Annotated in this window: 23 protein-coding genes, 1 tRNA gene and 1 pseudogene; 12 read left to right on the plus strand and 13 right to left on the minus strand. The window is 70.3% G+C overall.

Annotation, left to right across the window (positions count from 1 at the left end):
• Positions 1–328: pseudogene (locus HNR00_RS25380) on the plus strand (DNA topoisomerase); the annotation flags it as partial.
• Positions 329–507: 179 nt separating this feature from the next.
• On the opposite strand, the gene HNR00_RS24200 reads toward HNR00_RS25380, so the two are convergent.
• Together HNR00_RS24200 and HNR00_RS24205 are read right to left on the minus strand one after the other, a co-directional pair.
• Positions 508–2,346, minus strand: a complete 1,839-nt coding sequence (locus HNR00_RS24200) for a site-specific integrase (protein ID WP_183573900.1) — start codon at positions 2,344–2,346, stop codon at positions 508–510.
• 105 nt (positions 2,347–2,451) lie between these two features.
• Positions 2,452–2,527, minus strand: a tRNA-Glu gene (locus HNR00_RS24205).
• An 80-nt stretch (positions 2,528–2,607) separates the two neighbouring features.
• Here HNR00_RS24205 and HNR00_RS24210 point away from each other — a divergent pair.
• Both HNR00_RS24210 and rpoH read left to right on the plus strand, forming a co-directional pair.
• On the plus strand, positions 2,608–3,600 hold the full coding sequence (locus tag HNR00_RS24210) for an RluA family pseudouridine synthase (RefSeq protein ID WP_183573902.1): 993 nt from the start codon (positions 2,608–2,610) through the stop codon (positions 3,598–3,600).
• 213 nt (positions 3,601–3,813) lie between these two features.
• Complete coding sequence (gene rpoH, locus HNR00_RS24215; RefSeq protein WP_183573904.1) at positions 3,814–4,704, plus strand: RNA polymerase sigma factor RpoH; 891 nt, start codon at positions 3,814–3,816, stop codon at positions 4,702–4,704.
• Positions 4,705–4,825: 121 nt separating this feature from the next.
• On the opposite strand, the gene HNR00_RS24220 is transcribed toward rpoH, so the two are convergent.
• The 5 genes from HNR00_RS24220 to purB form a co-directional block, all read right to left on the minus strand.
• Positions 4,826–6,349, minus strand: a complete 1,524-nt coding sequence (locus tag HNR00_RS24220) for a histidine kinase (protein WP_183573906.1) — start codon at positions 6,347–6,349, stop codon at positions 4,826–4,828.
• 40 nt (positions 6,350–6,389) lie between these two features.
• Positions 6,390–7,682 carry an adenylosuccinate synthase gene (locus HNR00_RS24225; protein ID WP_183573908.1) on the minus strand — a complete coding sequence of 431 codons (1,293 nt, stop codon included), beginning with the start codon at positions 7,680–7,682 and terminating at the stop codon, positions 6,390–6,392.
• Positions 7,683–7,965: 283 nt separating this feature from the next.
• Positions 7,966–8,283, minus strand: a complete 318-nt coding sequence (locus tag HNR00_RS24230; RefSeq protein ID WP_183573910.1) for a hypothetical protein — start codon at positions 8,281–8,283, stop codon at positions 7,966–7,968.
• A 59-nt stretch (positions 8,284–8,342) separates the two neighbouring features.
• Positions 8,343–9,200: a D-amino-acid transaminase gene (locus HNR00_RS24235; RefSeq protein WP_183573912.1), complete on the minus strand. Its 858-nt coding sequence runs from the start codon at positions 9,198–9,200 to the stop codon at positions 8,343–8,345.
• Between the two features lie 58 nt (positions 9,201–9,258).
• The gene (gene purB, locus HNR00_RS24240) at positions 9,259–10,566 is read right to left on the minus strand and encodes an adenylosuccinate lyase (protein WP_183573914.1); all 1,308 of its coding nucleotides are present in this window, start codon (positions 10,564–10,566) and stop codon (positions 9,259–9,261) included.
• Between the two features lie 163 nt (positions 10,567–10,729).
• On the opposite strand from purB, the gene moaB reads away from it, so the two are divergent.
• The 3 genes from moaB (at position 10,730) to HNR00_RS24255 (ending at position 12,186) form a co-directional block, all read left to right on the plus strand.
• Positions 10,730–11,287: a molybdenum cofactor biosynthesis protein B gene (gene moaB, locus HNR00_RS24245; protein WP_183573916.1), complete on the plus strand. Its 558-nt coding sequence runs from the start codon at positions 10,730–10,732 to the stop codon at positions 11,285–11,287.
• Between the two features lie 137 nt (positions 11,288–11,424).
• Entirely contained in the window at positions 11,425–11,637 is a 213-nt protein-coding gene (locus HNR00_RS24250) for a hypothetical protein (protein WP_183573918.1), read from the plus strand.
• 195 nt (positions 11,638–11,832) lie between these two features.
• Positions 11,833–12,186 carry a TonB family protein gene (locus HNR00_RS24255; RefSeq protein ID WP_183573920.1) on the plus strand — a complete coding sequence of 118 codons (354 nt, stop codon included), beginning with the start codon at positions 11,833–11,835 and terminating at the stop codon, positions 12,184–12,186.
• Between the two features lie 4 nt (positions 12,187–12,190).
• On the opposite strand, the gene ppx is transcribed toward HNR00_RS24255, so the two are convergent.
• The 5 genes from ppx to HNR00_RS24280 all read right to left on the minus strand — a co-directional run bounded on the left by ppx (position 12,191) and on the right by HNR00_RS24280 (position 18,666).
• Positions 12,191–13,741 carry an exopolyphosphatase gene (gene ppx / locus HNR00_RS24260; protein WP_183573922.1) on the minus strand — a complete coding sequence of 517 codons (1,551 nt, stop codon included), beginning with the start codon at positions 13,739–13,741 and terminating at the stop codon, positions 12,191–12,193.
• A 136-nt stretch (positions 13,742–13,877) separates the two neighbouring features.
• The gene (locus HNR00_RS24265; protein ID WP_183573924.1) at positions 13,878–16,244 is read right to left on the minus strand and encodes an RNA degradosome polyphosphate kinase; all 2,367 of its coding nucleotides are present in this window, start codon (positions 16,242–16,244) and stop codon (positions 13,878–13,880) included.
• A gap of 88 nt (positions 16,245–16,332) precedes the next feature.
• On the minus strand, positions 16,333–16,794 hold the full coding sequence (locus HNR00_RS25725; protein WP_312886114.1) for a UCP034077 family protein: 462 nt from the start codon (positions 16,792–16,794) through the stop codon (positions 16,333–16,335).
• Positions 16,791–17,516, minus strand: coding sequence for a P-loop NTPase family protein (locus HNR00_RS24275; protein WP_183573926.1), 726 nt, complete (start codon positions 17,514–17,516; stop codon positions 16,791–16,793). Before HNR00_RS24275 ends, HNR00_RS25725 begins: the two co-directional genes overlap by 4 nt.
• Positions 17,517–17,553: 37 nt before the next feature.
• Positions 17,554–18,666 carry an AI-2E family transporter gene (locus HNR00_RS24280; protein ID WP_183573928.1) on the minus strand — a complete coding sequence of 371 codons (1,113 nt, stop codon included), beginning with the start codon at positions 18,664–18,666 and terminating at the stop codon, positions 17,554–17,556.
• Between the two features lie 391 nt (positions 18,667–19,057).
• Between HNR00_RS24280 and HNR00_RS24285 the strand changes: the two genes are divergently transcribed.
• The 3 genes from HNR00_RS24285 (at position 19,058) to purN (ending at position 21,366) form a co-directional block, all read left to right on the plus strand.
• Positions 19,058–19,312, plus strand: a complete 255-nt coding sequence (locus HNR00_RS24285) for a DUF6429 family protein (protein ID WP_183573930.1) — start codon at positions 19,058–19,060, stop codon at positions 19,310–19,312.
• 102 nt (positions 19,313–19,414) lie between these two features.
• Positions 19,415–20,482, plus strand: a complete 1,068-nt coding sequence (gene purM, locus HNR00_RS24290) for a phosphoribosylformylglycinamidine cyclo-ligase (protein ID WP_183573932.1) — start codon at positions 19,415–19,417, stop codon at positions 20,480–20,482.
• Between the two features lie 221 nt (positions 20,483–20,703).
• Positions 20,704–21,366 carry a phosphoribosylglycinamide formyltransferase gene (purN, locus tag HNR00_RS24295; RefSeq protein ID WP_183573934.1) on the plus strand — a complete coding sequence of 221 codons (663 nt, stop codon included), beginning with the start codon at positions 20,704–20,706 and terminating at the stop codon, positions 21,364–21,366.
• A gap of 18 nt (positions 21,367–21,384) precedes the next feature.
• Here purN and HNR00_RS24300 read toward each other — a convergent pair whose 3' ends face one another.
• Positions 21,385–22,368 (minus strand): LysR family transcriptional regulator, encoded by a 984-nt coding sequence (locus HNR00_RS24300; protein ID WP_183573936.1) that lies wholly within the window; start codon positions 22,366–22,368, stop codon positions 21,385–21,387.
• A 111-nt stretch (positions 22,369–22,479) separates the two neighbouring features.
• Between HNR00_RS24300 and HNR00_RS24305 the strand changes: the two genes are divergently transcribed.
• The 3 genes from HNR00_RS24305 (at position 22,480) to HNR00_RS24315 (ending at position 25,471) form a co-directional block, all read left to right on the plus strand.
• Complete coding sequence (locus tag HNR00_RS24305) at positions 22,480–23,409, plus strand: ring-cleaving dioxygenase (RefSeq protein ID WP_183573938.1); 930 nt, start codon at positions 22,480–22,482, stop codon at positions 23,407–23,409.
• Between the two features lie 267 nt (positions 23,410–23,676).
• Positions 23,677–24,315 (plus strand): alpha/beta hydrolase, encoded by a 639-nt coding sequence (locus HNR00_RS24310; protein WP_183573940.1) that lies wholly within the window; start codon positions 23,677–23,679, stop codon positions 24,313–24,315.
• Complete coding sequence (locus tag HNR00_RS24315; RefSeq protein ID WP_312886115.1) at positions 24,299–25,471, plus strand: alpha/beta fold hydrolase; 1,173 nt, start codon at positions 24,299–24,301, stop codon at positions 25,469–25,471. Before HNR00_RS24310 ends, HNR00_RS24315 begins: the two co-directional genes overlap by 17 nt.
• Positions 25,472–25,618: the final 147 nt, after the last annotated feature.

Raw genomic sequence — 25,618 nt, forward strand, 5'->3', positions numbered from 1 at the left:
CACGTTCCTCGACGGACATGCGGGCCCCCGTGCGGCGCAAGCGGGGTCAATCACCGATTCGGGGGCCGAGCGCACCCCGAGTGAGGCGATGGTGCACTACGCGCGCAGCCTCGCAGAGCAGCATGGCATTGCGTATCCCGCCAACCTCGCGTCGAACTTCGACGTATGCCGCCGCTTCCTCGATGCGCATGCACCGCAAGGGCAGCCGCGGATGTCCGAAACGCACCGGTCTGCGCGGAAGCTCAAGCCTTCAGCCGAGACATCGGCCATGCGCAGCCCGGCGGCGCGGACCCCACGAAAGGCGAAGACTCGTCGTCGCGCTGGGTAAGTCGTTTGGCGCGACCGACACCACGGATGTCACTTCGCCCAGCGAACGCCGGAGCCAGGCTCGGCTTCCGTCAACTCAGAGTCCTGGGCCATTTATGATTTTGCAACTTACGCTGATCGGGGTATTGGGCCTCTGGTGGTGCCCAGGAAAGGACTGGGAGCCGATTGTCAAATGACCTCCTATAAAAGATTTTTACTTGGCGCTTTCAGATAACTAAATGGCTGAGTCATATTTTTTGAAAGGCCTACATGATTGCATCGCGAAATTTTTAGATCTTTGTACGCGATTTTATCTATTTCAGCATGAAGGCGAGCGAGTGAAATACCACAGTCGAGAGTGCCATCAGCCCGTCGTTCTCGCCCGTATCGGCGGCCCACGCCCCCGCCAGCGTGGCCTGTCAACGCGTTGTGAACCTCCTCACTCAACCCCGCCTCGCGGCACGCGCGCTTAAAGGTGTGGCGAAACGAGTGAAACGTCTTGGCGGAGTGATCGACGACGTGCTCGCCGAGATAGCGTCCGAACCACTTCGTCCACGCCTTGGTCTTCGCATCGATGGGCGGAGCAAACGCCGGCCAGAGCGGTGCCGTGGAAGGATGCCGTTTCGTCCGGTCGGTGACCATGTCCACCATCCCGAGCCGAAGCAACTCGCGGTGGATCGGCACGGAGCGAGCGGATGAGGCCGTCTTTAGATTCTGGTCGGCGCCTTCGTTGGTGATGTCGAAGTACCAGATCCCGCCGTCGCCCTGCCGTACGTCCCCGATCTTCAGCTGCGCGATCTCGGTGCGGCGGGCGCCGCAAAATAGGGCAATCAGGGGGAACCAGTAGGCCGCCTCTCCGCGCCCGCCGGCGGGCCTCTCGCCGCGTGCAAAGACGGGCGAGGCGAACAGACGTTGCAGTTCGCCTGTGCTGAACGGCTCGTAAGGCTCTCGTTCGGCGGGAGCGACGTCGAAGCCGACGTGGAACGGGTTGGTCCAGGCTGAAAGGGCTTCGAAATGCCCGTCACGCTCGGCGCGCGCGAGCACGCCGCTGAGCAGCGCCAGGGTCTTGTTGATGGTTTGCGCGTTGCGCCGGGGGTACTTGCCGAGATCCTGCTTCAACAGTTCCGGCAGTGGCAGCCGTCCGAGCAGGGCCGGCAGCGCCTTCGGCAGTTGGACCAGAGAGTCGCGGAAAGCGCGCGCGTGCGCCTTGGTGATGGCGCTGATCGGCATGTCGCCGTGCAGCTCGACGAAGCGCCGCACCGCCCCTTCAGCCTCGGCAATCGAGGACGGTTGCGGCTTCCTCGCCCCGGCGCCGCCGGCTTCCGCCCACAGCCGCAGGGCGGCGGTCAGGGCCAAGCCCGTCTGTTCAGCCGGTCGCTGGGGCGTTGCGACATCCTCTCCGTCGAGGCGGGCGCGAATGCCGGCCAGGGCATCGCGCTGGGCTTTGACAAAAGCGAGTTCGAGTTGTCGCCAAGCGGGATCGTCCGGCGCGAGGACGATCCCCCGTGCCTCGACGGCGCGATTCACAAAAGAGCTCGTGGATGGGCCCGGTCGCATCTGCGCCGCCTGCTGCCGGGTGTAGCGATCCAGTTCATCCACGAGCAGGCGGTAGGCGCGCACGTCGTCCAGCGTCATGCCGAGACCGTCGTGCGGCGCCTCCTCGTCACGCGCCATGTTGAGGCCGAGGCCCTTCGCGCGGATGGCCTCGTCCTGGCCAAGGAGATGAATTTCGTGATCGCGTGCCAGGGCCGCGATCTGGTCCGCGCTGATGCTCGCGACCGGTCCGTCGCGCAGGAAGCACCTCGCTTGCTCGACGAGCCGCTGCGCCTCGGCAATATGGGCGAGGACCCGTCGATCGGCCGTCGGGCCGTCGTTGGTTTTCAGCGAACGGATGAGCTCGGTCTTGAAGCGCCCGATTCGCACATTGACGAGGACCGCGAGCGCGTCGGGCCAAGGCGGTGGCGCCGTTTTGCCGGCGAGGTCATCGGGCAGAGGAAAGCGAAACTCGTACCGGCCAGCACGGCGCTGAACGAACTTCATGCGGCCCATCGTACTTGGTCCCGTAGCATGCGAGTGTAGCACGCGCCGAGAGGCAAGCACCTGAAAATCAACAATTTCTGGGCTGACAACACGTTAAGCGCCAGCTGGCGCTCCCAAGGGGAATCGAACCCCTGTTTTCGCCGTGAGAGGGCGACGTCCTAGACCGCTAGACGATGGGAGCTTCCGGGCCGGCGAGGGGTGCTATAGCGAGGCCCCCGCGCCCGGGCAAGCCGTTTCCGGCGCTGCAGCGAGAAAAGTTCGGTGACTGACGATACGACCGTCCGCAGCCTCGTCGTCGAGCCGGGGGCCGCGCCCGAGCGGCTCGATCGCGTTCTGGCGCGGGGCTTCGCGGACCTTTCCCGCGCCCGCCTGCAGGCGCTCGCCCGCGACGGCTTCGTCCGATGCGACGACGTGGAAATCCGAGATCCGTCGCGAAAGGTCATGGGCGGGAGCCGGATCGAGGTCGTGGTGCCGGCGCCCGCTCCGGCAGAGCCGCGGGGCGAGGCGCTGCCGCTGACCGTGGTGCACGAGGACGACGACCTGATCGTCATCGACAAGCCCGCGGGGCTCGTCGTCCACCCGGCGGCGGGGCACGAGGACGGCACGCTGGTCAACCGGCTGATCGCCCATTGCGGCGAGAGTCTCTCGGGGATCGGCGGGGTGCGACGGCCCGGCATCGTCCATCGCCTCGACAAGGACACGAGCGGGCTTTTGGTCGTCGCCAAGAACGATCTGGCGCATCAGGGCCTCTCGGCTCAGTTCGCCGATCACGGTCGCAGCGGCGCCCTGGAGCGGGCCTATCTCGCCCTGGTCTGGGGCGTGCCCGAGCCGCGGGCCGGCACGATCAGCGCGTCGCTCGCCCGCTCGCGACATAACCGCGAAAAGATCGCCGTCGTTCGCGAAGGGGAGGGGCGGCACGCGGTGACGCATTACCGGGTCGAGGGGCTGCCGGGCGGGGACGGGCTCACGGCCCTGGTGCGCTGCCGCCTGGAGACCGGGCGCACCCACCAGATCCGGGTGCACCTGAGCCATCGCGGCCATCCGCTCCTGGGGGATGCGACCTACGGCGCCGCCTTCAAGACCAAGGCGGCCCGGCTCGGCGAGGCGCCGCGGGCGGCCCTGACGGCGCTCGGGCGCCAAGCCCTGCACGCGGCCGAACTCGGCTTCCTGCATCCGCGCACAGGCGAGCGGCTGCGCTTCGCCAGTTCCCTGCCCGAGGATTTTTCGCGGCTTCTGGCGGCCTTGGAGAGGTAGGTCCAACAAGGTGCGTTTCGGCACCGCGACGGGTGCGCCCGCGTGACACGTTAAACCCGGACTCCGCTTCGCGCGTTGGACCCCGCGTGAACAGCGTTGGTCGCTACCGGGCACGGCGGAACCCGTCTAAGATGGGATGCGGCGTGGCCGGCTCAAGAGAAGCGGCCGTGCTTGGAGCCCGCCCGATCAGGGGGGCTGTTGAAGGAGGTGCACATGGCCGGCGCACTGCCCGTGCTCGCCAACGAGGGAGGCCTTTCGCGCTACCTCGACGAGATCCGCAAGTTCCCGATGCTGGAACCCGCGGAGGAATTCACCCTCGCCAAGAGCTGGCGCGACGGGGGGGACCGCGATGCGGCCCACCGGCTCGTCACCTCGCACCTGCGGCTGGTCGCCAAGATCGCCATGGGCTACCGCGGCTACGGCCTGCCGATCAGCGAGGTCGTGTCCGAGGGCAATGTCGGCCTGATGCAGGCGGTCAAGCGCTTCGATCCGGACAAGGGCTTTCGGCTGGCCACCTACGCCATGTGGTGGATCAAGGCGGCGATCCAGGAATACATCCTGCGCTCGTGGTCGCTCGTGAAGATGGGCACCACCGCCAACCAGAAGAAGCTGTTCTTCAACCTGCGCAAGGCCAAGGGCCGGATCTCGGCCCTCGACGAGGGCGACCTGCGCCCCGATCAGGTCAAGTCGATCGCGACCTCGCTCGGCGTGCCGGAGCAGGACGTGGTCGACATGAACCGCCGCCTGTCCGGCGACACCTCGCTCAACGCGCCCTTGCGCGAGGAGGGCGAGGGCGAGTGGCAGGACTGGCTGGTGGACAACAGCCCGAGCCAGGAGACCGTGCTGGCGCGCGAGGAGGAGGGGCGCAACCGCCTCTCGGCCCTGCGCGACGCGCTCGGCGTGCTGAACCCGCGCGAGCGGCGCATCTTCGAGGCGCGGCGTCTGGCCGACGACCCGATCACGCTGGAGGACCTGTCCGGCGAGTTCGGGGTCTCCCGCGAGCGCGTGCGCCAGATCGAGGTGCGCGCCTTCGAGAAGGTGCAGGACGCGGTCAAGCGCAACCTCGCCACCCGCGAACTGCCCCGCGCCGAGGCCAGGGCCTGAAATCCGAGGTTTCGAAAGGACAAGTCCTTTCGTGGGTCCAGGGGAGAGCCCTGGTATCAAGGGAAACCGGGGCTCTGCCCCGGTGCCCCGCCAAAGGGATGATCCCTTCGGAATCTCAGGACTAATCCTTCCAGGCGTCGAAGGCGGCCTGCATGGCGCGGGTGCCGGCGTTGCCCTTCTCGAAGGTCAGGATCGCCCGCGTGCCCGAAGCGTAGGAGATCGGCAGGTCGAACCAGTTCTTGTGCAGCAGGAGGTCGGTGTTGCGATCGACGTCGCTCTTCAGCGACGACAGGCCGATCAGGAACAGGTTCTCGCGCACCCGAACCGGCAGGCCGGAGAGCGGCGAGCCGCGCGCCGTCTCCTCCTCCTTGGGCTGGAGCAGCCCGACATTCTGAACCGCCCGCTTGGCGCCCGAGCCGTAATTGGTGAAGGCCATCTCAATCGTGTGCGAGGCCGGCAGGGTCGCGTCGCGATTGCGGCGCATGGTCATCGCCAGCGTGAGCCCGGCCTCCGGATACTCGATCGTGGCGCGCAACACCGTCTGCAGCGGCTCGCCCTGCTCGCCGCTCACCGTGTCGAGGCGCCACACGGCGTGGCCGCCGATGGCGGTCGGCTGGGCGCGAGGATCGGACGCGTTCTCCTCGTAGAGCACGGCGCGCTGGGAGACCGTCACCTCCGGCTGCGTCGGCGACGCGCCGGGCGCGGCAGGCTTCGGGCGCGGCTCGGCCTCGCCGCCGACCCGGTCGGCGAACTTCGCGTCCGGCGCCTCGGCCGCATTCTCCTCCTGCGTCTCCGCCGCCTTGCGCTGCAGATCGGAGGGCCGATCGCGCAGGAAGAAGGCCGCGACCGCGATCAGCGCGATCACGCTGGCCAGCACGCCGCCGACGAACAGGTTGCGCAGGACGCGCGAGCGCCCGGAGGGCGGCGCCACCACGTCGATGCGCGGACGCTGGCGCCCGTTCGCGCCTTCGCCGGACGCGGCATCCTCGCCCTCGGCCGGCGGCACGGCGGGGATGACGCCGGCCGGCTCGGAACGCACCTCGGCGCGCTCCTCCGGCTTCGTCCGGCGCGGCGGCGGCACGAAGGGCTGCGCATCGACCGGCGGGCCGGGCTCGGGCAGGAGGTCGGCGGGCGGAAGGGCCGGCGGCAGAGGCTCGGGCGCGGGTTTCTTCGGAGGGGCCGGCTTCGGTTCCGCGGGCTTCTTGGCTTCTTCGGGCTTCTTGGCTTCCGCAGGTTTCTTGGTTTCCGGGGGAGGCGCCCCAGCTGGCTTCGCGGCCGCCGCAGGCTTGGCGGGCGCAGCCTTCGTCGGCGTGGGAGCGGGGCTCGCGGCCTGCGATGTCGCCTCGGCCACCGCCGGCTTGGGTCCGGGTTCGGCCTTGGCTCCGGCCTGAGCCGGTGGCGGCGCCGGCTTGGCGGCGGGCGTCGTCGCGGGCGCACTGCCGTACTCGGCCTCCAGCCGCCCGATCGCCGCGTCCAGCGCCTTGCGCTCCAGCTCGATGTCGGCTTCCGGCACCGGCGGGTCGAGATTGCGCAACTGCCCGATCAGGGCGCTGCGGGCTCGGTCGTAGACCGCCTTGCGAAGCGCGGGCGTGCGGTCGGGCAGGGCATCGAGTGCGCGCGCCAGCAACGGATAATAGTCGGCCATCGTGCCCTGATCCGCCTGTCCTGTCCGCCCGCCGCTTCGCTCAATCCTCGAAGGGGTTGTGCATCAGGATCGTGTCGTCGCGCTCCGGCGAGGTCGAGAGCAGCGCCACCGGGGCCCCGATCAGCTCCTCGATCCGGCGCACGTACTTGATCGCCTGGGCTGGCAGGTCGGCCCAGGAGCGGGCGCCCGCGGTGGTGCCGGACCAGCCCGGAATCGTCTCGTAGACCGGCACGGCGCGCTGCTGCTGCGCCTGGCTCGCGGGGAGGTGGTCCAAGCGCTTGCCGTCGATGTCGTAGGCGGTGCAGACCTTGATCTCATCGAAGCCGTCGAGCACGTCGAGCTTGGTCAGCGCGATGCCGTCGATCCCCGAGGTCCGCACCGTCTGGCGCACGAGGCAGGCGTCGAACCAGCCGCAGCGGCGCTTGCGACCGGTCACGGTGCCGAATTCGTGGCCGCGCTCGCCGATGCGCTGGCCGATCGCGTCGTGCAGCTCCGTCGGAAAAGGACCCTCGCCGACGCGGGTGGTGTAGGCCTTGGCGATGCCGAGCACGTAGCCGATCGCCCGCGGGCCGAGCCCCGAGCCGGTCGCGGCCTGACCGGCCACGGTGTTGGACGAGGTGACGAACGGATAGGTGCCGTGATCGACGTCGAGCAGCGCGCCCTGCGCGCCCTCGAACAGGATGCGGCTGCCCTTGCGGCGGGCCTCGTCCAGCAGGTGCCACACCGTGTCCTGATAGGGCAGCACCCGGTCGGCGATCGCGGTCAGCTCGTCGAGGATGGTCCGTTCGGCGATCTCGGTCAGCCCGAAGCCGCGGCGGAGCGCGTTGTGGTGGGCGAGCAGCCGCTCGATCTTCGGCGGCAGGGTCTCGGGCTCGGCCAGATCCATCAGGCGGATGGCGCGGCGGCCGACCTTGTCCTCGTAGGCCGGGCCGATGCCGCGCTTGGTCGTGCCGATCTTGGTGCCCGGCGCCCCGTCCTCGCGCAGGGCGTCGAGTTCGCGGTGCAGCGAGAGGATCAGGGTGGCGTTGTCGGCGACGCGCAGGTTGTCGCGGGAGATGGTGACGCCCTGGCCGGCGAGCCGGTCGATCTCCGAGGCGAGCGCGTAGGGGTCGAGCACCACGCCGTTGCCGATGACGCCGAGCGTGCCCTGGCGGACGACGCCGGAAGGCAGCAGCGACAGCTTATAGACGGCCTCGCCAACCACCAGCGTGTGGCCGGCGTTGTGGCCGCCCTGGAAGCGCACCACGATGTCGGCCTGCTCGGAGAGCCAGTCGACGATCTTGCCCTTGCCCTCGTCGCCCCACTGGGCGCCTACGACGACGACGTTCGCCATGCGGTCAGACCTGTCTCGCGTTCGCCGGAGCCCCGCCCCGGACATCGCGTCCGGGCCGGCAATCCGGCCACCTCGGTTTCGTGCCTCGGCCTCTCGCGAAGCCGGCAACCACCGTCCGGGCCGTATCGAAGCGCGGGCGCCAAGCGGTTGCGCACGCGCAAAAACCCCGGCGTGAGCCGGGGATCGAGCATGCGAGGCCTCTTCCGCGATATGAGCAGGTCCGTCAAGCGAAGCGGCCGTCCCCGTTGGGGACTGGCCGCCGCGCCGTCTGCATGGCTGACGTCTATCGCGCGTTGCCCGGCGGCTTGATGACGGGCGTCGAGTTCGGGCTCGGATCGGGAGCGATGGTCTTGATCTCGGGATCGATGCCGGCCGGCGGCTTGATCACGCCGTCCGACTTCTCGAGCTTGTCGCTCAGCGTGGAGCCGGTGGTGTCGCCTTCGGGCCGCACCTTCTCGGGCACCCGGTCGTTCGGGGCGGGCAGCTTCGGGTCGCCGTCCTGGCCCCGCTGGGGCACGGAGGGGTCCTGCGCGAACGCCGCCGTGCCGGCGGAGGCCGTCAGCAGCGCGACAGCCACGAACATCGTCTTTCCGAAAGTCATCGTATCCTCGGTCGGTCCTTCCCGAACCAACGAGGGCGCCCCGCCGCGCGTTCCTCTTTTCAGCTTCGCCGCCCCTCGGCGAAGGCGAAGTAGAGTTCGCGCAGGCGCCGCGCCACCGGGCCGGGCCGACCGTCGCCCAAGGTCTGGCCGTCGATCTCGACCACCGGCATCACGAAGGCCGAGGCCGAGGTGTAGAAGGCCTCCGCCGCCTCGGGCAGCTCGCGCGCGTTGATGAGCCGCTCCTCGAAGGCGAGGCCGGTCTCGGCGGCGAGCGCCAGCACGGCGGCGCGGGTGATGCCGGGCAGGAGCGCGTGCGAGAGCGGGCGCGTCACGATCGCCCCGGCCTTGGTGACGATGAAGACGGAGGACGACGAGCCCTCCGTCACCACCCCGTCCTCGACCATGAAGGCTTCCGCCGCGCCGGCCTCCGCCGCCTGCTGCTTGGCGATGACCTGGGCCAACAGCGCCACCGACTTGATGTCGCGCCGCTTCCAGCGCAGGTCCGGCACGGTGATCGCCTTGGCCCCGGTCTCGGCCAGCGGGTTGGCGACGATGCTTTTCTCTTGCGTGAACATCGTCACGGTCGGCGCGACGGCACCTTTCGGGAAGGAGAAGTCGCGCTCGGCCACGCCCCGCGTCACCTGGATGTAGACGAGGCCTTCCGTGAGCCCGTTGCGCGTTGCCAGCTCCGTCTCCAGCCGCTCCCATTCCTCGGCCGTGTGCGGATTGCGGATGCCGATCTCCGACAGCGAGCGGTCGAGGCGTGCGAGATGCGCGGCGTTGTCCACGAGCCGGCCGCCCAGCACCGCCGCGACCTCGTAGATCCCGTCCGCGAACAGGAAGCCGCGGTCCATCACCGGCACGCGGGCCTCGTCGAGGGGGAGGAATGTGCCGTTGAGGTAGGCGGTGCGGGTCATCGGAGGTCTCGGGCGTTCCGTCGTCGCCAGTGAAGCAGGTTCCGTGCTGAATGCCGCCCTACGCCGTCCCAAAAACCCGCGAAAAGATCGTGTCGACGTGCTTGAGGTGGTAGCCGAGATCGAAGCATTCCTCGATCTGCTCCGGCTTCAGCACGGCGGTCACTTCGGGGTCGGCCTTGAGCAGGGTCAAGAAATCGCCTTCGCCGCGCCAGACCGGCATCGCGTTGCGCTGGACCAGCCGGTAGGAATCCTCCCGCGAGAGCCCCCCTTGCGTCAGCGCCAGCAGCACCCGCTGCGAGTGGACGAGGCCGCCGAGCCGATCCAGATTCTTCTGCATGGTGGCCGGGTAGATCAGCAGCTTGTCGATCACGCCTGTCATCCGCGCCAGCGCGAAATCGAGGGTGACGGTGGCGTCCGGGCCGATCATGCGCTCGACCGAGGAATGGGAGATGTCCCGCTCGTGCCAGAGCGCGACGTTTTCGAGCGCCGGGGTCACGTAGCCGCGCACCATGCGGGCGAGGCCGGTGATGTTCTCGGTGAGCACCGGATTGCGCTTGTGCGGCATGGCCGAGGAGCCCTTCTGCCCCTCCGAGAAGAATTCCTCCGCTTCGAGCACTTCGGTGCGCTGCAGGTGGCGGACTTCCGTGGCCAGCCGCTCCATCGAACTCGCGATGACGCCGAGCACCGCAAAAAACATGGCGTGGCGGTCGCGCGGGATCACCTGGGTCGAGACCGGCTCGGGGACGAGGCCCATCTGCTCGGCCACATATTCTTCCACCCGCGGGTCGATGTTGGCGAAGGTGCCGACCGCCCCGGAGATCGCGCAGGTGGCCACCTCCTTGCGCGCCGCGATCAGCCGCTCCTTGGCGCGGTCGAATTCCGCGTAGGCCTGGGCGAGCTTGAGGCCGAAGGTGACCGGCTCGGCGTGGATGCCGTGCGAGCGGCCGATGGTCGGGGTCAGCTTGTGCTCGAAGGCGCGCCGCTTGAGCGCGGCGAGCAGCGCGTCGAGATCCTTGATGAGGATGTCGGCGGCCTTCGTGAGCTGCACGTTGAGGCAGGTGTCGAGCACGTCCGAGGAGGTCATGCCCTGGTGGACGAACCGCGCCTCCGGCCCGACGATCTCGGCCAGATGCGTCAGGAAGGCGATGACGTCGTGCTTCGTCACCGCCTCGATCGCGTCGATCCGGGCGACGTCGAACACCGCGTCGCGGCCCTTCTCCCACACCATGTCGGCGGCTTCCTTCGGCACGACGCCGATGTTGGCCAGCGCGGTGGTGGCGTGCGCCTCGATCTCGAACCAGATCCGGAACCGGCTCTCCGGCGACCAGATCGCGGCCATCTCGGGGCGGGAGTAGCGGGGGATCATGTTTGGGGCGCCTCGGCTCGGAGGAATCTCTTCGCGGGCGCCTAGCACGGGCCGGGAGTCAGCGTAAACGCGGACGGGCGGCACCTCTGTCGTGTCCGCAGGACAAGTCGCCCCTGCCACGCCATATGCGGTTACATCCGCCGTGAACGCCCACGAGATGCCGATGTCCGACCCGAAGCCCGCCCGCTCCTTCATCCCCCTCTCGATCGCCGTGCTGACGGTGTCCGACACGCGCACCCTCGCCGACGACAAGTCCGGCGATACGCTGGCGGCGCGGCTAACCGAGGCCGGGCATCGGCTGGCGGAGCGGGACATCGTGCCGGACGAGGTTGGGGCCATCCGCGAGCGGGTCGGGGCCTGGGTGCGCGATCCGGGGATCGACGTGATCCTCACCACCGGCGGCACCGGTTTTACGGGACGCGACGTGACGCCGGAGGCGCTGGAGCCCCTGTTCGAGAAGCGGATGGACGGGTTCTCCGCCATCTTCCATCGGATCAGCTTTGAGAAAATCGGCACCTCGACGCTGCAGTCGCGGGCGACCGCGGGGGTGGCCGGGGCGACCTACATCTTCGTGCTGCCGGGCTCGCCCGGCGCCTGCCGCGACGCCTGGGACGGCATTCTGGCGAGCCAGCTCGATTACCGGCACCGCCCCTGCAACTTCGTCGAGATCATGCCGCGGCTCGACGAGCACCTGCGCCGGGGCGCGGCGGCGGCGATCTGAGCGGTCGGGCAAGCGGCGCCGCGGCAAATTCCTGTTGCGCTGCAATGACAAAGGGGGCGGTGCGGTGCGGAACCTCGGCTGCGGCGGACGGTTGGTGTCCCGGTCAAGAACATCAACGACAAATCGGGAGACGCCCCATGAAATACGCCATCGGTCTCGCCGCCGCGCTCATCGTCGGCTCGGCCGCCCTGACCACCCCCGTCCTCGCCCAGAGCGGCAGCGGCGCGCAGATGACCGGCTCCAACGCCACCGGCGTCCAGCCCGAGGGCAGGATGAGCGGCAAGATGGCGGGCGGCGGCGGCCAGATGAAGTCCAAGAAGATGAAGTCCAAGAAGAAGAGCCGCATGTGATCGGCACGTCCCCGTAATCGGTCGCGGTCTCGCGTCCGGGGCGCCTCAGGGCGCCCCTTTTCGTTGTGGCCTTGCCGACCCGCAGGCATGATGCTTGCGCCCCTGCTCTCACGTCTCCCGTTCTCGTCCGGCTGCCTCGCCTGAGCGCGGCCGATCCCCGAAGAACCGGCGCCTTCGGCCGGTGGAGTCCAACGCGTGGCGTTCCGTTTGCTCGGCCCGGTCTTCCTCGCCCTCACGCTGCTGGCCGTGCCGGCGTCCGCTGCGCCGCGGGTCGATGCCAAAGCGCGGGCCTGGGTCGCCGACGTGGTCAACCGGATCGGCGCGGCCGACCGCGCGGCGGCGCCGGGGCGCGGCGGGCCGGTGACCCTGCGGGTGCGGATTGCCGCCAACGGGACCCTCGACGGGATCGAGATCGAGGAAGGCGCGCCGGCCCTGGCCGAGCGGGCGCGCCGGGCCGCGGAGGCGGCCGGGCCGTTCGCCCCGCCCCCGCCCGGCCTGCTGACGCTGGAAGGCTACACCGAGCTGAGCTTCCCGCTCAGGCTCCGCTGAAGATTCAAGCCACGTCGATCCGGCCGTCCAGCCCGATCACCCGGCCGAGGCCCCGCACGCGGTTGAGCAGGCGCTCGCCGTTGAGCGCCTCCCACTCCCGCGGAAGGCGCAAAACCACCTTGCCGTCCTCCACCGCCACCGGCATCCGGGCGAGCGGGCCGGCCATGCCGGCCGAGACCGGGAAGGCAACGCGCAGGAGCGCGCCGATCAGCCGGGCGCGGTCGAACAGGCGGGAGCCGGCCAAGCCCCGCAGCATCGGGCTCGCCTTTTCCGGGGCGACGCCCTCGTGGCGGAAGTAGCCCGACAGGGCGAGATAGGCCCGGCCCGGATGGTCGATGCCGGTGAAGGCGGCGTTGGCGATGACGTTGAGGCTCTGCTCGCCGCGGTAATCGGGATGCGCCCGCCAGCCGATGTCGGAGAGCAGGCAGGCGGCGTGGCGCAGCCGCCGCTCGCCCGCGGTCTCGGGCCCGTCGAGGGTCTCGATGAAGCGGTCGGTCCAGGCGCGCAGCTCCTCGCCGTGGCCGGGGGAGCGGGCGCGCTGCTCGTTGAGTTCCTGCGCCGAGACGATCAGCGGATCGAGCGCGCGGGTGTCGCGGTCGAGCTGCTCGAACAGCAGGCCCTCGCGCACGCCGCCGGCCGAGATCGCGATCTCGCGGGGGCGGCCCAGGCGGATGATCTCTTCGAGCACCACGGCGCCGTAGGCGAGCAGCGGGCGGCGCGCTTCCGAGATGGTCTCGACTTCCTGCAGCGTAGCTGCGTCGGTCGTCTCGACCATTTCGAGGAAGCTCAACTCGTCCGAGGGCTCGACCGTGTAGCCGTGCATGACGTGGAGCGGGTAGCCGCGGGCCGCCTGATGCAGCCGCGCCAGCGCCCGCCACGTGCCGCCGACGGCGTAGAAGGTGCGCCCGCGCAGGGTGTCGAGCTGCGGCTCGGCCTTCTTCAGGTGATCGCGCGCGATCTTTCGCGCTTTCTTGGGAGAATTCTCCGACAGGTCTTGGAGGGCCAGTCCCCCGAGCGGCATGGTCACGCCCTGGCCGACCGTGACGCCGTGGACATCGACGAGTTCGAGCGAGCCGCCGCCGAGATCGCCCACCACGCCGTCGGGCGCGTAGAAGCCCGAGACGACGCCGAGCGCCGACAGTTCCGCCTCGCGCCGGCCCGACAGCAGCTGGATCTCCTGCCCGAGCGCGGCCTGGGCCGCCTCCAGGAAGGCCGGGCCGTTGGCGGCATCGCGCGCGGCGGCGGTGGCCAGGACGAAGATGCGGCCGATCCGCATGGTGTCGCACAGGACGCGGAAGCGCCGCAGCGCGGTCAGCGCCCGCTGCACCGAATCCTCGTTGAGGCGCCCCGTCGAGAGGACCGAGCGGCCGAGCCCGCACAGGACCTTCTCGTTGTAGAGCGGCGTCGGTGCCCGCTGCAGCCCGTCATAGGCGACGAGCCGCACCGAGTTCGAGCCGATATCGATGATCGCGACGGGGGCGGTCGTGCTGTCGGTCATGGAGCCCGGCCGTCCGGCATCGTGGGCGAGCGTGAGGTGCGAACGGTACGGACCCATGCGATCCCCTTGCTAGGGCATCGCCGCGACGCGAGCCCGTCGGAGACGCGCCGGAGCGTGACTGCCCCGGCGCGGAGCCTATTGATCAGCGCATCGGCTTCGTCCGAAAGCCGGTACCCACCTTTCGGGCCGATGCTCAGGAGCGGTGGGCACGACGGCTGAGCGCCCGCGGGCTCGACTTCTTCGACGACTTGCCGCGCCCGGACAGGCTCGGGTTCGTCATGAAATACTTGTGCGCGTTGAACGGCTCTTCCCCTTCCGCGGGGCCGATCCGCTCGCAGGCACCCGACGCCAGTACACGCCAGCTCTGGCGGTTGTCGAGGAGGTTGGCCAGCATGATCTGGTCCAGCACCTGCTGATGCACAGTCGGATTGGTGATCGGCAGCAGCGCCTCGACGCGCCGGTCGAGGTTGCGGCTCATCAGGTCGGCGGACGAGATGTAGACGGTGGCCTTCGGGTGCGGCAGCCCGGCGCCGTTGCCGAAGGCGTAGACGCGCCCGTGTTCGAGGAAGCGCCCGACGATCGACTTCACCCGGATCGTCTCCGACAGGCCGGGGATGCCGGGGCGCAGGCAGCAGATGCCGCGCACCACGCAGTCGATCTGCACGCCCTCCTGGCTGGCGTCGTAGAGCGCATCGATGATCTGGCTGTCGACCAGCGAGTTGCACTTGATCCAGATCGCCGCCGGGCGCCCGGCCTTCGCGTGCGCGATCTCCTCCTCGATGTGCTGGAGCAGTCGCGGCTTCAAGGTCAGCGGCGAGACCGCCATGCGCTCCAACTCGGCCGGCTCGGCATAGCCGGTGACGTAGTTGAACATGCGCGACACGTCCCGGCCGATCGCCGGGTCGGCGGTGAAGAAGGACAGGTCGGTGTAGATGCGCGCCGTGATCGGGTGGTAGTTGCCCGTTCCCACGTGGCAATAGGTGACGAGGCGGTCGCCCTCGCGGCGCACCACCATCGACAGCTTGGCATGCGTCTTCAGCTCGACGAAGCCGAACACCACCTGCGCGCCGGCCTTCTCGAGGTTGCGCGCCCAGCGGATGTTGGCCTCCTCGTCGAAGCGGGCCTTCAGCTCCACCAGCGCGGTGACCGACTTGCCGGCTTCCGCAGCCTCGGCCAGCGCCGCGACGATCGGCGAGTTCGAGGAGGTGCGGTAGAGCGTCTGCTTGATCGCCACGACGTTCGGGTCGCGGGCGGCCTGATAGAGGAACTGCACCACCGAATCGAACGACTCGTAGGGGTGGTGGACGCAGAAATCCTTCTGGCGGATCGCCGCGAACACGTCGCCGCCGGATTCGCGGATGCGCTCGGGGAAGCGCGGGTTGTAAGGCTTGAACTTGAGGTCCGGCCGGTCGATCCCGACGATCTGCGACAGTTCGTTGAGGGCGAGCGTCCCTTCGACGAGGAAGATCGCGTCGGGGGTGATCTCCAACTCGTCGGCCACGAAGGCGCGCAGCTCCTCGGTCATGCCGGCCTCGACTTCGAGGCGGATCACCACGCCGCGGCGGCGGCGCTTGATCGCCGATTCGAAGTGCAGGACGAGGTCTTCCGCCTCCTCCTCGATCTCCAGATCGGAATCGCGCACGACGCGGAAGGCGCCCTGCGCCTTGAGGGTGTAGCCGGGAAACAGCCGGGCGGCGAACTTCACGATCACCTGCTCGATGGCGATGAAGCGCGCGGTGGTCTCGCCCTCGCGGTCGGGCAGGCGCACGAACCGGTCGAGCACCGCCGGCATGCGGATCAGGGCGCGAAGCGTCCGCCCGTCGCGGGGCCGCACCAGCATGAAGGCGATGGTCGAGCCGAGGTTCGGGATGAACGGGAACGGATGGGCCGGGTCGATCGCGAGCGGCGTCAGCACCGGGAAGACGTGGCCGAGGAAGTACTCCTCCAGCCACGCCAATTGCTCGGGCGACAGCTCCACCGGCTCGGCGAGGTGGATGCCGTTGTCGTTCAGCTCCTCGCGCAGCTGCCGCCAGCGATCCTGCTGGTCCAGTGCCAGCCGCGACACTTCGGCGCCGATCCGCACGAGCTGCTCGGCGGGGCTCAAGCCGTCCTGCGACGGCACGGTGAGGCCGGCGCGGACCTGATCGTGCAGGCCCGCGACCCGGACCATGAAGAACTCGTCGAGGTTGTTGGCCGAGATCGAGAGGAAGCGCAGCCGCTCCAAGAGCGGGTGGTTCGGGTTCGAGGCTTCCTCCAGCACCCGGCGGTTGAACTGGAGCCAGGACAGCTCGCGGTTGACGAAGCGCTCGGGCGAGTGGCGCAGGGCCCGGCCCGCCTCGATCACCGGCTCGCGGGCGGCCTCGGTGGCGGCGGGGTCGGCCCCGGCCTCCGGCTCGCTCGGCTTCTCGGCGGCCTTCTCGGCGGCGAGGATGCGCGCGGCGCGCGCCGTGCGGGCGCGCGCCGTCTCGCTGCGCACCCCCCGCTCGGTGGCCAGACTGGTCTCTTCGGTCTCCATCGCCTCGGCGTCCTGCACCAGAGCGTCCGACTCGGCTTCCGACAACGTGCGGGCTCCTCTCCGTTCCGATCGCGGCCGGCTCCCTAACATGGGCGCGGCGCGGCTGTTTGACAGTTTGATGACAGCGCGTCGGTCAGGGTGGCGCGCCGGTGTGCTCGGCCTCGCGCTGCGCCTCGTCGGAAAAAATCGTCATGGCGGCCCCGAGGTTGCGGGCGGGCATGCGGGGCCGGTTGACGTAGCTGAGGTGGATCAGCGTCTCGCCGAGCAAAGCCTTGAAGCCCGGCGTCAGCGTCGCCGGCAGGCAGCGGGAGAACGGCGCGTAGGCGGCCTCCGAGAAGCGCTTCTGCGCGTCGGCATCGCCCGCGAGGCGTTTTCCCACCACGCGAGGGGGCCCGCGCATGCCGCCGTCGGGCGAGAGCAGGAACTGGAAGGCGATCAGCGAGCCCTCGGTCCCCTTCGGCACCGTCCAGCAGCGCACGAACAGGGCGCGCAGGTCGGCCCAGTTGTCGATGCCGCCGGGCGGCACGCCCTCCGGCGCCGCCCGCACGGTCGCCGGCACGAGGGCGAAAAGGATCAGGAGGGCGGCCCGCCTCACCGTTCGTCCTCCGTTTCATCCTCCGATCCCGGCCCTTCTCCGCCGAGGCGGTCGAGCACGGCGAGCGCCAGCGGTTTGGAGATGCGGCGGCGCCGGCCGAGCGCGTCGCGGTCGAGTTCGGTCACGACCTCGCGGGCGCGGGCCAGCGACCTGTCGATGCGGAGCGCCAGGGCCTCGACCACGGAGAGATCGACCACGAGCTGGCGGTCCACGAACAGCTTGACGATCACCGCCTTGAGCAGCGCGTCGTCCGGCGGGCCGATCTCCGCACCCGGTGCGAGGCGCAGGCGCGAGCGCAGGTCCGCCACCTTCAGGCCGAAGCCGTCGACCGGGCCGGACGCCGTGAGCAGCACGGGAAAGCGCCGCTCGCGGGCGAGGTTGAGCAGATGGAACAGGGCGGCCTCGTCGCGGCCGGCCTCGCGGTCCACGTCCTCGACCACGAGGGCGCCGTTGGAGATCAGGTGGGCGACGTCGCTGCCGCCGACCTCCGCCGCCGACACGGTCCAGGCTTGCGCGCGGCTCGCCCAGATCGAGGCGAGATGGCTCTTGCCGCTGCCGGCCGGGCCCCGCAGCAGGAACACGGTGTCGGGCCAGTCGGGCCACGCCTCGATCAGGCCGTAGGCCTCCTCGTTCGACGGGCTGACCAGAAAGTCCTCCGCGCCGTAGCGCGGATCGAGGGCCAGGTCGAAGGACAGCTGCTTCGGGGGAGCGGTGTCGCGCATGGGCGCAGCATACACCGCGCCGCGTTTCGAGGCATACTCAGTCGCGCGTCGAGAGCTTGGGCGCCTCGGTCTCGCCGACCAGCACCGGCCCGTCGCCCCGGTAGATCCGGCTCTCCAAGTACCGTTCGATGCCGAAGCGCACGACCACGCCGATCGAAGCCGCGATCGGTACGGCCAGCAGCAGGCCGACGAAGCCGAACAGCGAGCCGAAGGCCAGCAGTGCGAACATCAGCCAGACCGGATGCAGGCCGACGGAATCGCCGACGAGCTTCGGCGAGATCACGTTGCCCTCCAGAAACTGCCCGACCACGAACACGCCGACGGTGAGCCCGATATGCAGCCAGTCGCCGGTGGGCCACCATTGCGCCAGGGCGACGCCGACGGAGAGCAGGAAGCCGGTGAGCGTGCCGACATAGGGGATGAAGGTCAGAAACCCCGAGATCATCCCGATCAGGACGCCGAAGTTCAGCCCGACGAGAAAGAGGCCGACGGCGTAGAACGAGCCGAGGATGAGGCAGACGAGGCTCTGCCCGCGCACGAAGCCGGTGACGGCGCCGTCGATCTCGCCGGCCAAGCGCCGCGCGGTCGGGCGGTGGCGCGGCGGCACCCAGCGGTCGAGCGCGGCGATCATCCGGTCCCAATCGTGCAGCAGGTAGAAGGCGACGACCGGCGTCACCACCAGCAGCGAGGCGATGGAGACGAGCGCTTGGCTGCCCGTCCAGAGCGACTTGAGGAAGGCGAGGAACCACGTCCCGCCCTGGCCGACCAGCGTGCCCACGGAGGATTGCAGCTCGCCCACCACCTCCTTGCCGCCGAGCCGCTCCAGCAGCGGCCCGGCCCGCTCGACGAGGATCGATTGCAGCCGCGAGACCGTGCCGGGCAGGGTGTTGACGAGCGCGGCGATCTGCCCGGCGGCCAGCGGCACGACGATGATGAGCAGCACCACGAAGCCGACGACGAAGCCCGCCAGGATGATGAGGGTCGCGGCCAAGCGCCCGAGGCCGAGACGCTCCAGCCGGTCGGCCAGCGGATCGAGCAGGTAGGCCAGCGCGAGCCCCGCCACGAAGGGCAGCATCACCTCGCGCAGCTCGTAGAGCAGGAAGACCAGGACCGCGAGGATCGAGAGCCCGATGATGGCCCGTGCGCGCATCGAGGCTCCTTCAAGGTTGTCGTCGGCGACCGGAGAGTGGGAAGCGTGGCCCGGCGGGTCAAGGCGTGGCGGCTGCGACCCAGAACTCTCAACCTGGGCGGTATGGCTGTTGCCGGTACGGCCCGATCGGCGATCCATCATCCACGGTCGTCATTCCGGGGCGCGCAGCGAACCCGGAATCCACGACTGGCCGCGACGCCTCGTGTAGCCGCGCATCACGGGTGGATTGCACGCCTCCGGCGCGCCCCTCCGGGTTCGCTTCGCGCCCCGGAATGACGGCGGTGTATCAGTTTGCGGATCGCCTATCCCTCACTGCCTGCACGGGATCCTCCCTTGCGATCGGCCGCGCTCCGGTCTCCGATAGGGGCGATTCCTCGAAGGGAGGCGGAGCATGACCCGGGAAGAATTCGAGCGGACCTACGATCTCGACCGGATCGACGACGCGGTGCTGGCGCTGCTGCAACTGACGCTGCACGATATCAACCGTGCCTGGAAGGGACACGATTGGGGCGCGCTCGGGCGGCTGCACGACAAGGGCCTGATCGGCGATCCCGTCGGCAAGGTGAAGTCGGTCTGGCTGACCGAGGAGGGGATGGAGCGCTCCGCGGCGTTGTTCGAGCAGCTTTTCGCCCGCCCCAAGGCCTGACGGCTGTGCCTGAGCGCGGTGCCTTGCGCCCGCGGCAGTGGCCAACCGCTTCGCGATGTGGCAGCGCATATCCATGAATCGTGGATGTGCGGCGGGATAGGGATGACGGCGCAGGACGGGAACGGGCTCACCTACGCGCAGGCCGGCGTCGACATCGACGCGGGCAACGCGCTCGTGGAGACCATCAAGCCGCTGGTGCGCGCCACGCGCCGGCCGGGGGCGGATGCGGAGATCGGCGGCTTCGGCGGGCTGTTCGATCTCAAGGCCGCGGGCTTCAAGGACCCGATCCTGGTCGCCGCCAACGACGGCGTCGGCACCAAGGTGAAGATCGCGATCGAGACGGGGCGTCACGCCACCATCGGCATCGACCTCGTGGCGATGTGCGTCAACGACATCGTCGTCCAGGGCGCCGAGCCGCTGTTCTTCCTCGACTATTACGCCACCGGCAAGCTGGTGCCCGGCATCGGCGCCGACATCGTCCGCGGCATCGCCGAAGGCTGTCGGCAGGCGGGCTGCGCGCTGATCGGCGGCGAGACCGCCGAGATGCCGGGCCTCTACGACGGCGCCGACTACGATTTGGCCGGCTTCTCGGTCGGCGCGGCCGAGCGCGGCACGCTGCTGCCGCGGCCGGGCATCCTGCCGGGCGACGCGGTGCTCGGCCTGCCGTCCTCGGGCGTCCATTCCAACGGCTTCTCGCTGGTGCGCCGGATCGTGGCCAAGTCCGGCCTCGGTTGGGACGCCGACGCGCCGTTCGCGCCCGGCCGCACGCTCGGCGAGGCGCTCTTGGAGCCGACCCGCATCTACGTGAAGCCGCTGCTCGCGGCGCTGAAGCGCGCGGGCGGCATCCGCGCGCTCGCCCACATCACCGGCGGCGGCTTTCCCGACAACCTGCCGCGCGTGCTGCCGGAGGGCGTCGGCATCGAGATCGATCTCTCCGCGATTGCCGTGCCGCCGGTCTTCGGCTGGCTCGCCCGCGAGGGCGGCGTCGCCGAGCCCGAGATGCTGCGCACCTTCAATTGCGGCATCGGCATGGTGGTGGTCGCCGCCGCCGACGCCGCCGACGCCGTCGCCGATGCGCTGACCGGGGCCGGCGAGGCGCCGGTGCGGCTCGGGCGGATCACCGAGCGGGGGGCGGAGGCGGTGACGTTCACGGGGCGGCTCGGCTTGTAAGAAACGCGCTTAGCCCGCCGCCGCATCTCCCTCCCCCCTCCGCGGGGGAGGGTGGCCCCCGAAGGGGGTCGGGAGAGGGGAGCCCGGCTTCCGAGGATTTCACGGCCGAGCGTGGCCAAGCGGAAGCGTGGTTCCCCTCTCCCGCCCGCTCCGCGGGCACCCTCCCCCGCAGAGGGGGGAGGGTTGTTCGCACGTTTGCGTCTCGCTTCATCGGACAGTTCATGAGCGCGTCACCCGCCCCCAAGAAACGCGTCGCGATCCTCATCTCCGGCCGCGGCTCGAACATGGTCTCGCTGATCGAGGCGGCCCGCGCCCCCGATTACCCGGCCGAGATCGTGCTCGTGCTCGCGAACCGCCCCGACGCCGCCGGGCTGACCCGCGCGCAGGCGGCCGGCATCCCGGCCCGCGCCATCGACCACAAGGGCTTTGCCGACCGCGCGAGCTTCGACGCCGCGCTCCAGGCGGAGCTGGAGGGCGCCGGGATCGAGCTGATCGTGCTGGCGGGCTTCATGCGCATCCTCACCGACGCCTTCGTCGAGGCGTGGGCGGGGCGGATGATCAACATCCATCCCTCGCTGCTGCCGCTATTCAAGGGCACCCACACCCATGCGCGCGCCCTGGAGGCCGGCATGCGCCTCCACGGCTGCACCGTCCACTACGTCGTGCCGGAACTCGATGCCGGGCCGATCGTCGCCCAGGCCGCCGTCCCGGTGCTGCCCGGCGACGACGCGGAGACGCTGGCCGCTCGCGTCATCGTGCAGGAACACCGGCTCTACCCGGCGGCGCTCGCCCTGATCGCCGGGGGAGGGGCGGCGCTGGACGGCGGCCGCGTGCGCCTCGCGGAGGCGGAGCGGGATCCGGGCGCGGCGCTGCTGTCGCTCTGAGGCCGCGTCGAACGCGTCTCAGCCCGCGGCGCGCCGGGAGGGAGGGGAGGGGGAGCTTTCGCCCGCCGCTTCTGTTGCCGCTTCTGTCGCGTTCTGGGCCCAGGGCACGGTGGCAAAAGCCCGCTCCAGATAGGCGATCAGCGCGCTCACCCGCGCCGGCCGCGGCAGGCCCGGCGGCATCACGAGGTTGAGCGCGATCGGCGGAGGCTGCCAGCCGGGCATCACCCGCTCCAGCCGGCCCGCCCGCAGATCGTCCCAGATCGTGAAGTCCGGCTGCACCGCGAGGCCGAGACCGGCCCGCAGCGCCGGCGCCAGCGCGTCGGCGTTGTTGGCCCGCAGCGGCCCCTCCGGCGCCACCGAGGCCGTGACGCCGGTCGAATCCGAAAAGTGCCAGCGGTCGGGCGTCGGCAGGTAGGCGTAGCCGAGGCAGGCGTGGCGCTTGAGGTCGTCCGGATGCTCCGGCCGGCCGTGGCGGGCGAGGTAATCGGGCGTCGCCACCAGCGAGCGGCGCACGCCGCAGAGCCGCCGCACCCGGAGTGACGAATCGGCGAGCGCGGCGATCCGCAAGCCGAGATCGAACCCCCCGCCGACGAGATCGACCTGCGCGTCCGACAGGTGCAGATCGACCGACATCTGCGGGTGGGCGGTCAGGAACTCCGGCAGCACCGGCGCCACGTGGGCGACCCCGAACGACATGGGTGCTGCCAGCCGCACCCGCCCCCGCGGCGCGCCGTTGGCGTCGAGCGCGCGCGCCTCCGCCGCCTCGCCCGCGGCGAGGAGGGCGGCGGCATCCTCGCGGGCGGCCCGGCCCGCTTCGGTGAGCGCGAGGCGGCGCGAGGTGCGGTGGAACAGCCGCGCGCCGAGCCGCGCCTCCAGCCGCGCCACCGCCTTGGAGACGGTCGCCTTCGACAGGCCGAGATCCTCCGCCGCGCGGGAGAAGGACAGACCCTCGGCCACCGAGGCGAACACCGCCCAGGCCTCGAAATCGGGAAGACGCGGCATGATGAAAATCCGAAACGATGCGTTTTGATCGTTTCTGTTTTATCGCGACTTGGCAAGGACCAGATTGGGCTCACGCGGATCGGCCACGATCCTTGAAAGGGAGTTCACCCCATGTCCGAGCACGGCCTCCACCACGTCACGGCCTTTTCCGGCCCGACCGCCCGCACCGTCGATTTCTACACCCGCGTGCTCGGCCTGCGGCTCGTCAAGAAGACCGTCAACTTCGACGATCCCGGCACCTACCACCTCTATTTCGGCGACGAGGCCGGCACACCGGGCACGATCCTGACCTTCTTCCCCATCGCGCACGCCGCCCCCGGCCGGGTCGGCATCGGTCAGGTGTCGGAGACGGCGTTCCGGGTGCCCAAGGTGTCGATCGGCGCCTGGACCCACCGCTTCGTCGCGATGAACGTGGCGCACGATGCGCCGGTGACGGTGTTCGGCGAGACGGTGTTGCGCTTCCGAGACCCCGACGGGATGCCGCTGGCGCTGGTCGGCGTCGAGGGCGCGGAGGCCGAACCGGCCTGGGCGGTGGATGACATCGCCCCCGAGCAGGCGATTCGCGGCTTCCACGGCGTCACCCTGCTCCTGCGCGAGGCGGGGCCGACCGCGGCGATCCTGACGGGCGTGCTCGGGCTCAAGGAAGTCGGCACCGAGGGCAGCGCCGTCCGGCTCAAGGGCGATGCGGCGTTCGGCGGCTTCGTGACGATCCGGGCGGTGGGCGACTTCCTGCCCGGCCGCCAGGGGGCGGGCTCGGTCCATCACATCGCCTTCCGCGCCGCGGACGACGCGGCGCAGGAAGCGATGGGGCAGGCGCTGCGCCGCGACCACGGCCTCGACGTCACCGAGCAGCGCGACCGGCAGTATTTCCGCTCGATCTACTTCCGCGAGCCGGGCGGCGTGCTGTTCGAGATCGCCACCGACGCGCCAGGCTTCTCGGTGGACGAGCCCACTGAGGCGCTCGGCACGGCGCTCAAGCTGCCGCCCTTCCTCGAGCCGCATCGCGGACGGATCGAGGCGGTGTTGCCGAAGGTGGCGTAGCCGCTCGGCCGTGCCGCCGGGTTCCCCCTCTCCCCGCATGCGGGGAGAGGCCTGCATGGACCTTGTCGTCCATGCAGGAAGCGAAGCGGCGGTGAGGGGGCGAGGCCGGATGGGACTTTTTCGTCGATGCCCCCTCACACCTCGGCTGCCGCCTCGTCGCGCCGACAACGAGGTCGTCGCGACCCTCTCCCCGCGTGCGGGGAGAGGGATGCGCGGCTCCCGGTCAGCATCGGCCGTAACACTCGGATTTCTCTCACGGAGGCCATCATGAACCCCAAAAACCTCGCCGGCTTCCAGCACCGCTTCGAGCCCGGCACCGACGCCGCCGCCCCGCCGCTGCTGCTTCTGCACGGCACCGGCGGCGACGAGAACGACCTGATCGGGCTGGGCCGCGCCCTCTCCCCCGGCTCGGCGCTGCTCTCGCCGCGCGGTCCGGTGCTGGAGAACGGGATGCCCCGCTTCTTCCGGCGCCTCGCCGAGGGCGTGTTCGACGAGGCGGATGTCGTGCACCGCGCGGGCGAGTTGGCCGACTTCGTGGCGCAAGCGCGAATCACCTACGGGATCGGCGCGCCGGTCGCGGTCGGCTTCTCGAACGGCGCCAACATCGCCGCCGCGACCCTGTTCGGGCACCCCGAGACGCTGGCCGGCGCCGTGCTGCTGCGGGCGATGGTGCCGCTCAAAGTGACGCCGCCCGCCGACCTCGCTGGCCGTCCGGTGCTGCTCCTGTCGGGCGCCCTCGATCCGATCGTGTCCGCCGACAACGCCGCCCGGCTCGCCGCCGGGCTGGAGGCGGCGGGGGCCGCCGTGACCCATACGGTCCAGCCGGCCGGCCACAACCTGTCGCAGGCGGATCTCGCGGCGGCGGGCGCGTGGCTTGCAAGGCTCGCGCGTGCCCGCGCCGCCTGACGGCGCGCCTTGGTTCCGGCTCGGCATCGTGCCAAGGCACGGCCGGGTCGAGATCGCCGAGGAGGGGCCGGTGTTCCCGTTCATGTCCAAACGCGGGGCGGCCAGCCTCCAACGGCGGCAGGCGGCGCAGGTCAAGAAGACCCTGAAGGCCGCGACGCGGGCGGCGCAGGGGGCGATCCGGCAGGCCGACAAGACGGCGAAGGCGGTCGTCCGCGACGTGGTGCAGGACGCCGCCCGCGAGGTCGGGCGGACCATCGCCCAGGCGAGCCGGCCGGCGCCGAAGCCCGTGCGGCGGTCCCCGGCGGGCCGCTTCGTCACCGTCGACGGCCTGCCCGTCCACGTCGTCGTGAAGGGCCGCGGCCGTCCGGTGGTGCTGATCCACGGCAACGGCACCATGGCGGAGGATTTCGCCATCAGCGGCCTGATCGACCGGCTGGCCACGCGCTACCGCGTCATCGCCCTCGACCGGCCCGGCTTCGGCCGGACCGAACGGCCGCGCGCCCGCATCTGGACCGCCGCAGCGCAAGGCGCCCTGATCCATCGCGTGCTCGACGCGCTCAACGCCGAGCGGCCGCTTATCGTCGGCCATTCCTGGGGGACGATCGTCGCGCTCGCGATGGCGGCCGAGCCGCGCCGGCCGCTGCGCGGGCTGGTGCTGCTCTCAGGGTATTACTTTCCGGAGAACCGGGCCGACGTGACGCTCGCCGGCCCGCTCGCCGTGCCGGGGCTCGGCGACGCCGCCCGCGCCCTCGTGCCCGACCGGATGAACCGGGCGCTGGCCGAACAATCGTTCCGCAAGGTGTTCTGGCCGCAAGCCGTGCCGGCGAAGTTCTCGGAGCGCTTCCCCGTCGAGGTCGCGGTCGCCTCGCAGCAGTTGCGCGCGGTCAGCGAGGACGCGGCGTCGATGAACGCCGCCGTGTCCCGTCTCCAGGCCGGCTACGGCCGCCTCGGCCTGCCTGTGGCGATCCTGACGGGCGATGCCGACGGCCTCGTCGATCACCGCACCCAGTCGATGCGCCTGCACGGGGTCCTGCCCGACAGCACGATCGCCGTCCTGCCCGGCCTCGGCCACATGATCCACCATGCCGGACGGGCGAAGGTGGAGGCGGCCATCGACGCGCTGATGGCGCGGGGCCTGCCTCGGGTTGAGGGGTAGGCGCGGGCGTAGGGCCTGAAACTCGATCAGCTTGACCCATGAGGGCTACTGTGGGTGGAGGCTGTGTGAAAAACTCTGCTGTTCTGATAGTCTCTGCGGGACGGTGGAGGCGGCTATGGCGCGTTTTGTTTGTGGTGCTGATCGCCA

Source organism: Methylorubrum rhodinum (assembly GCF_014199935.1).
In the GTDB taxonomy this organism is placed as follows: Bacteria; Pseudomonadota; Alphaproteobacteria; order Rhizobiales; family Beijerinckiaceae; genus Methylobacterium; species Methylobacterium rhodinum.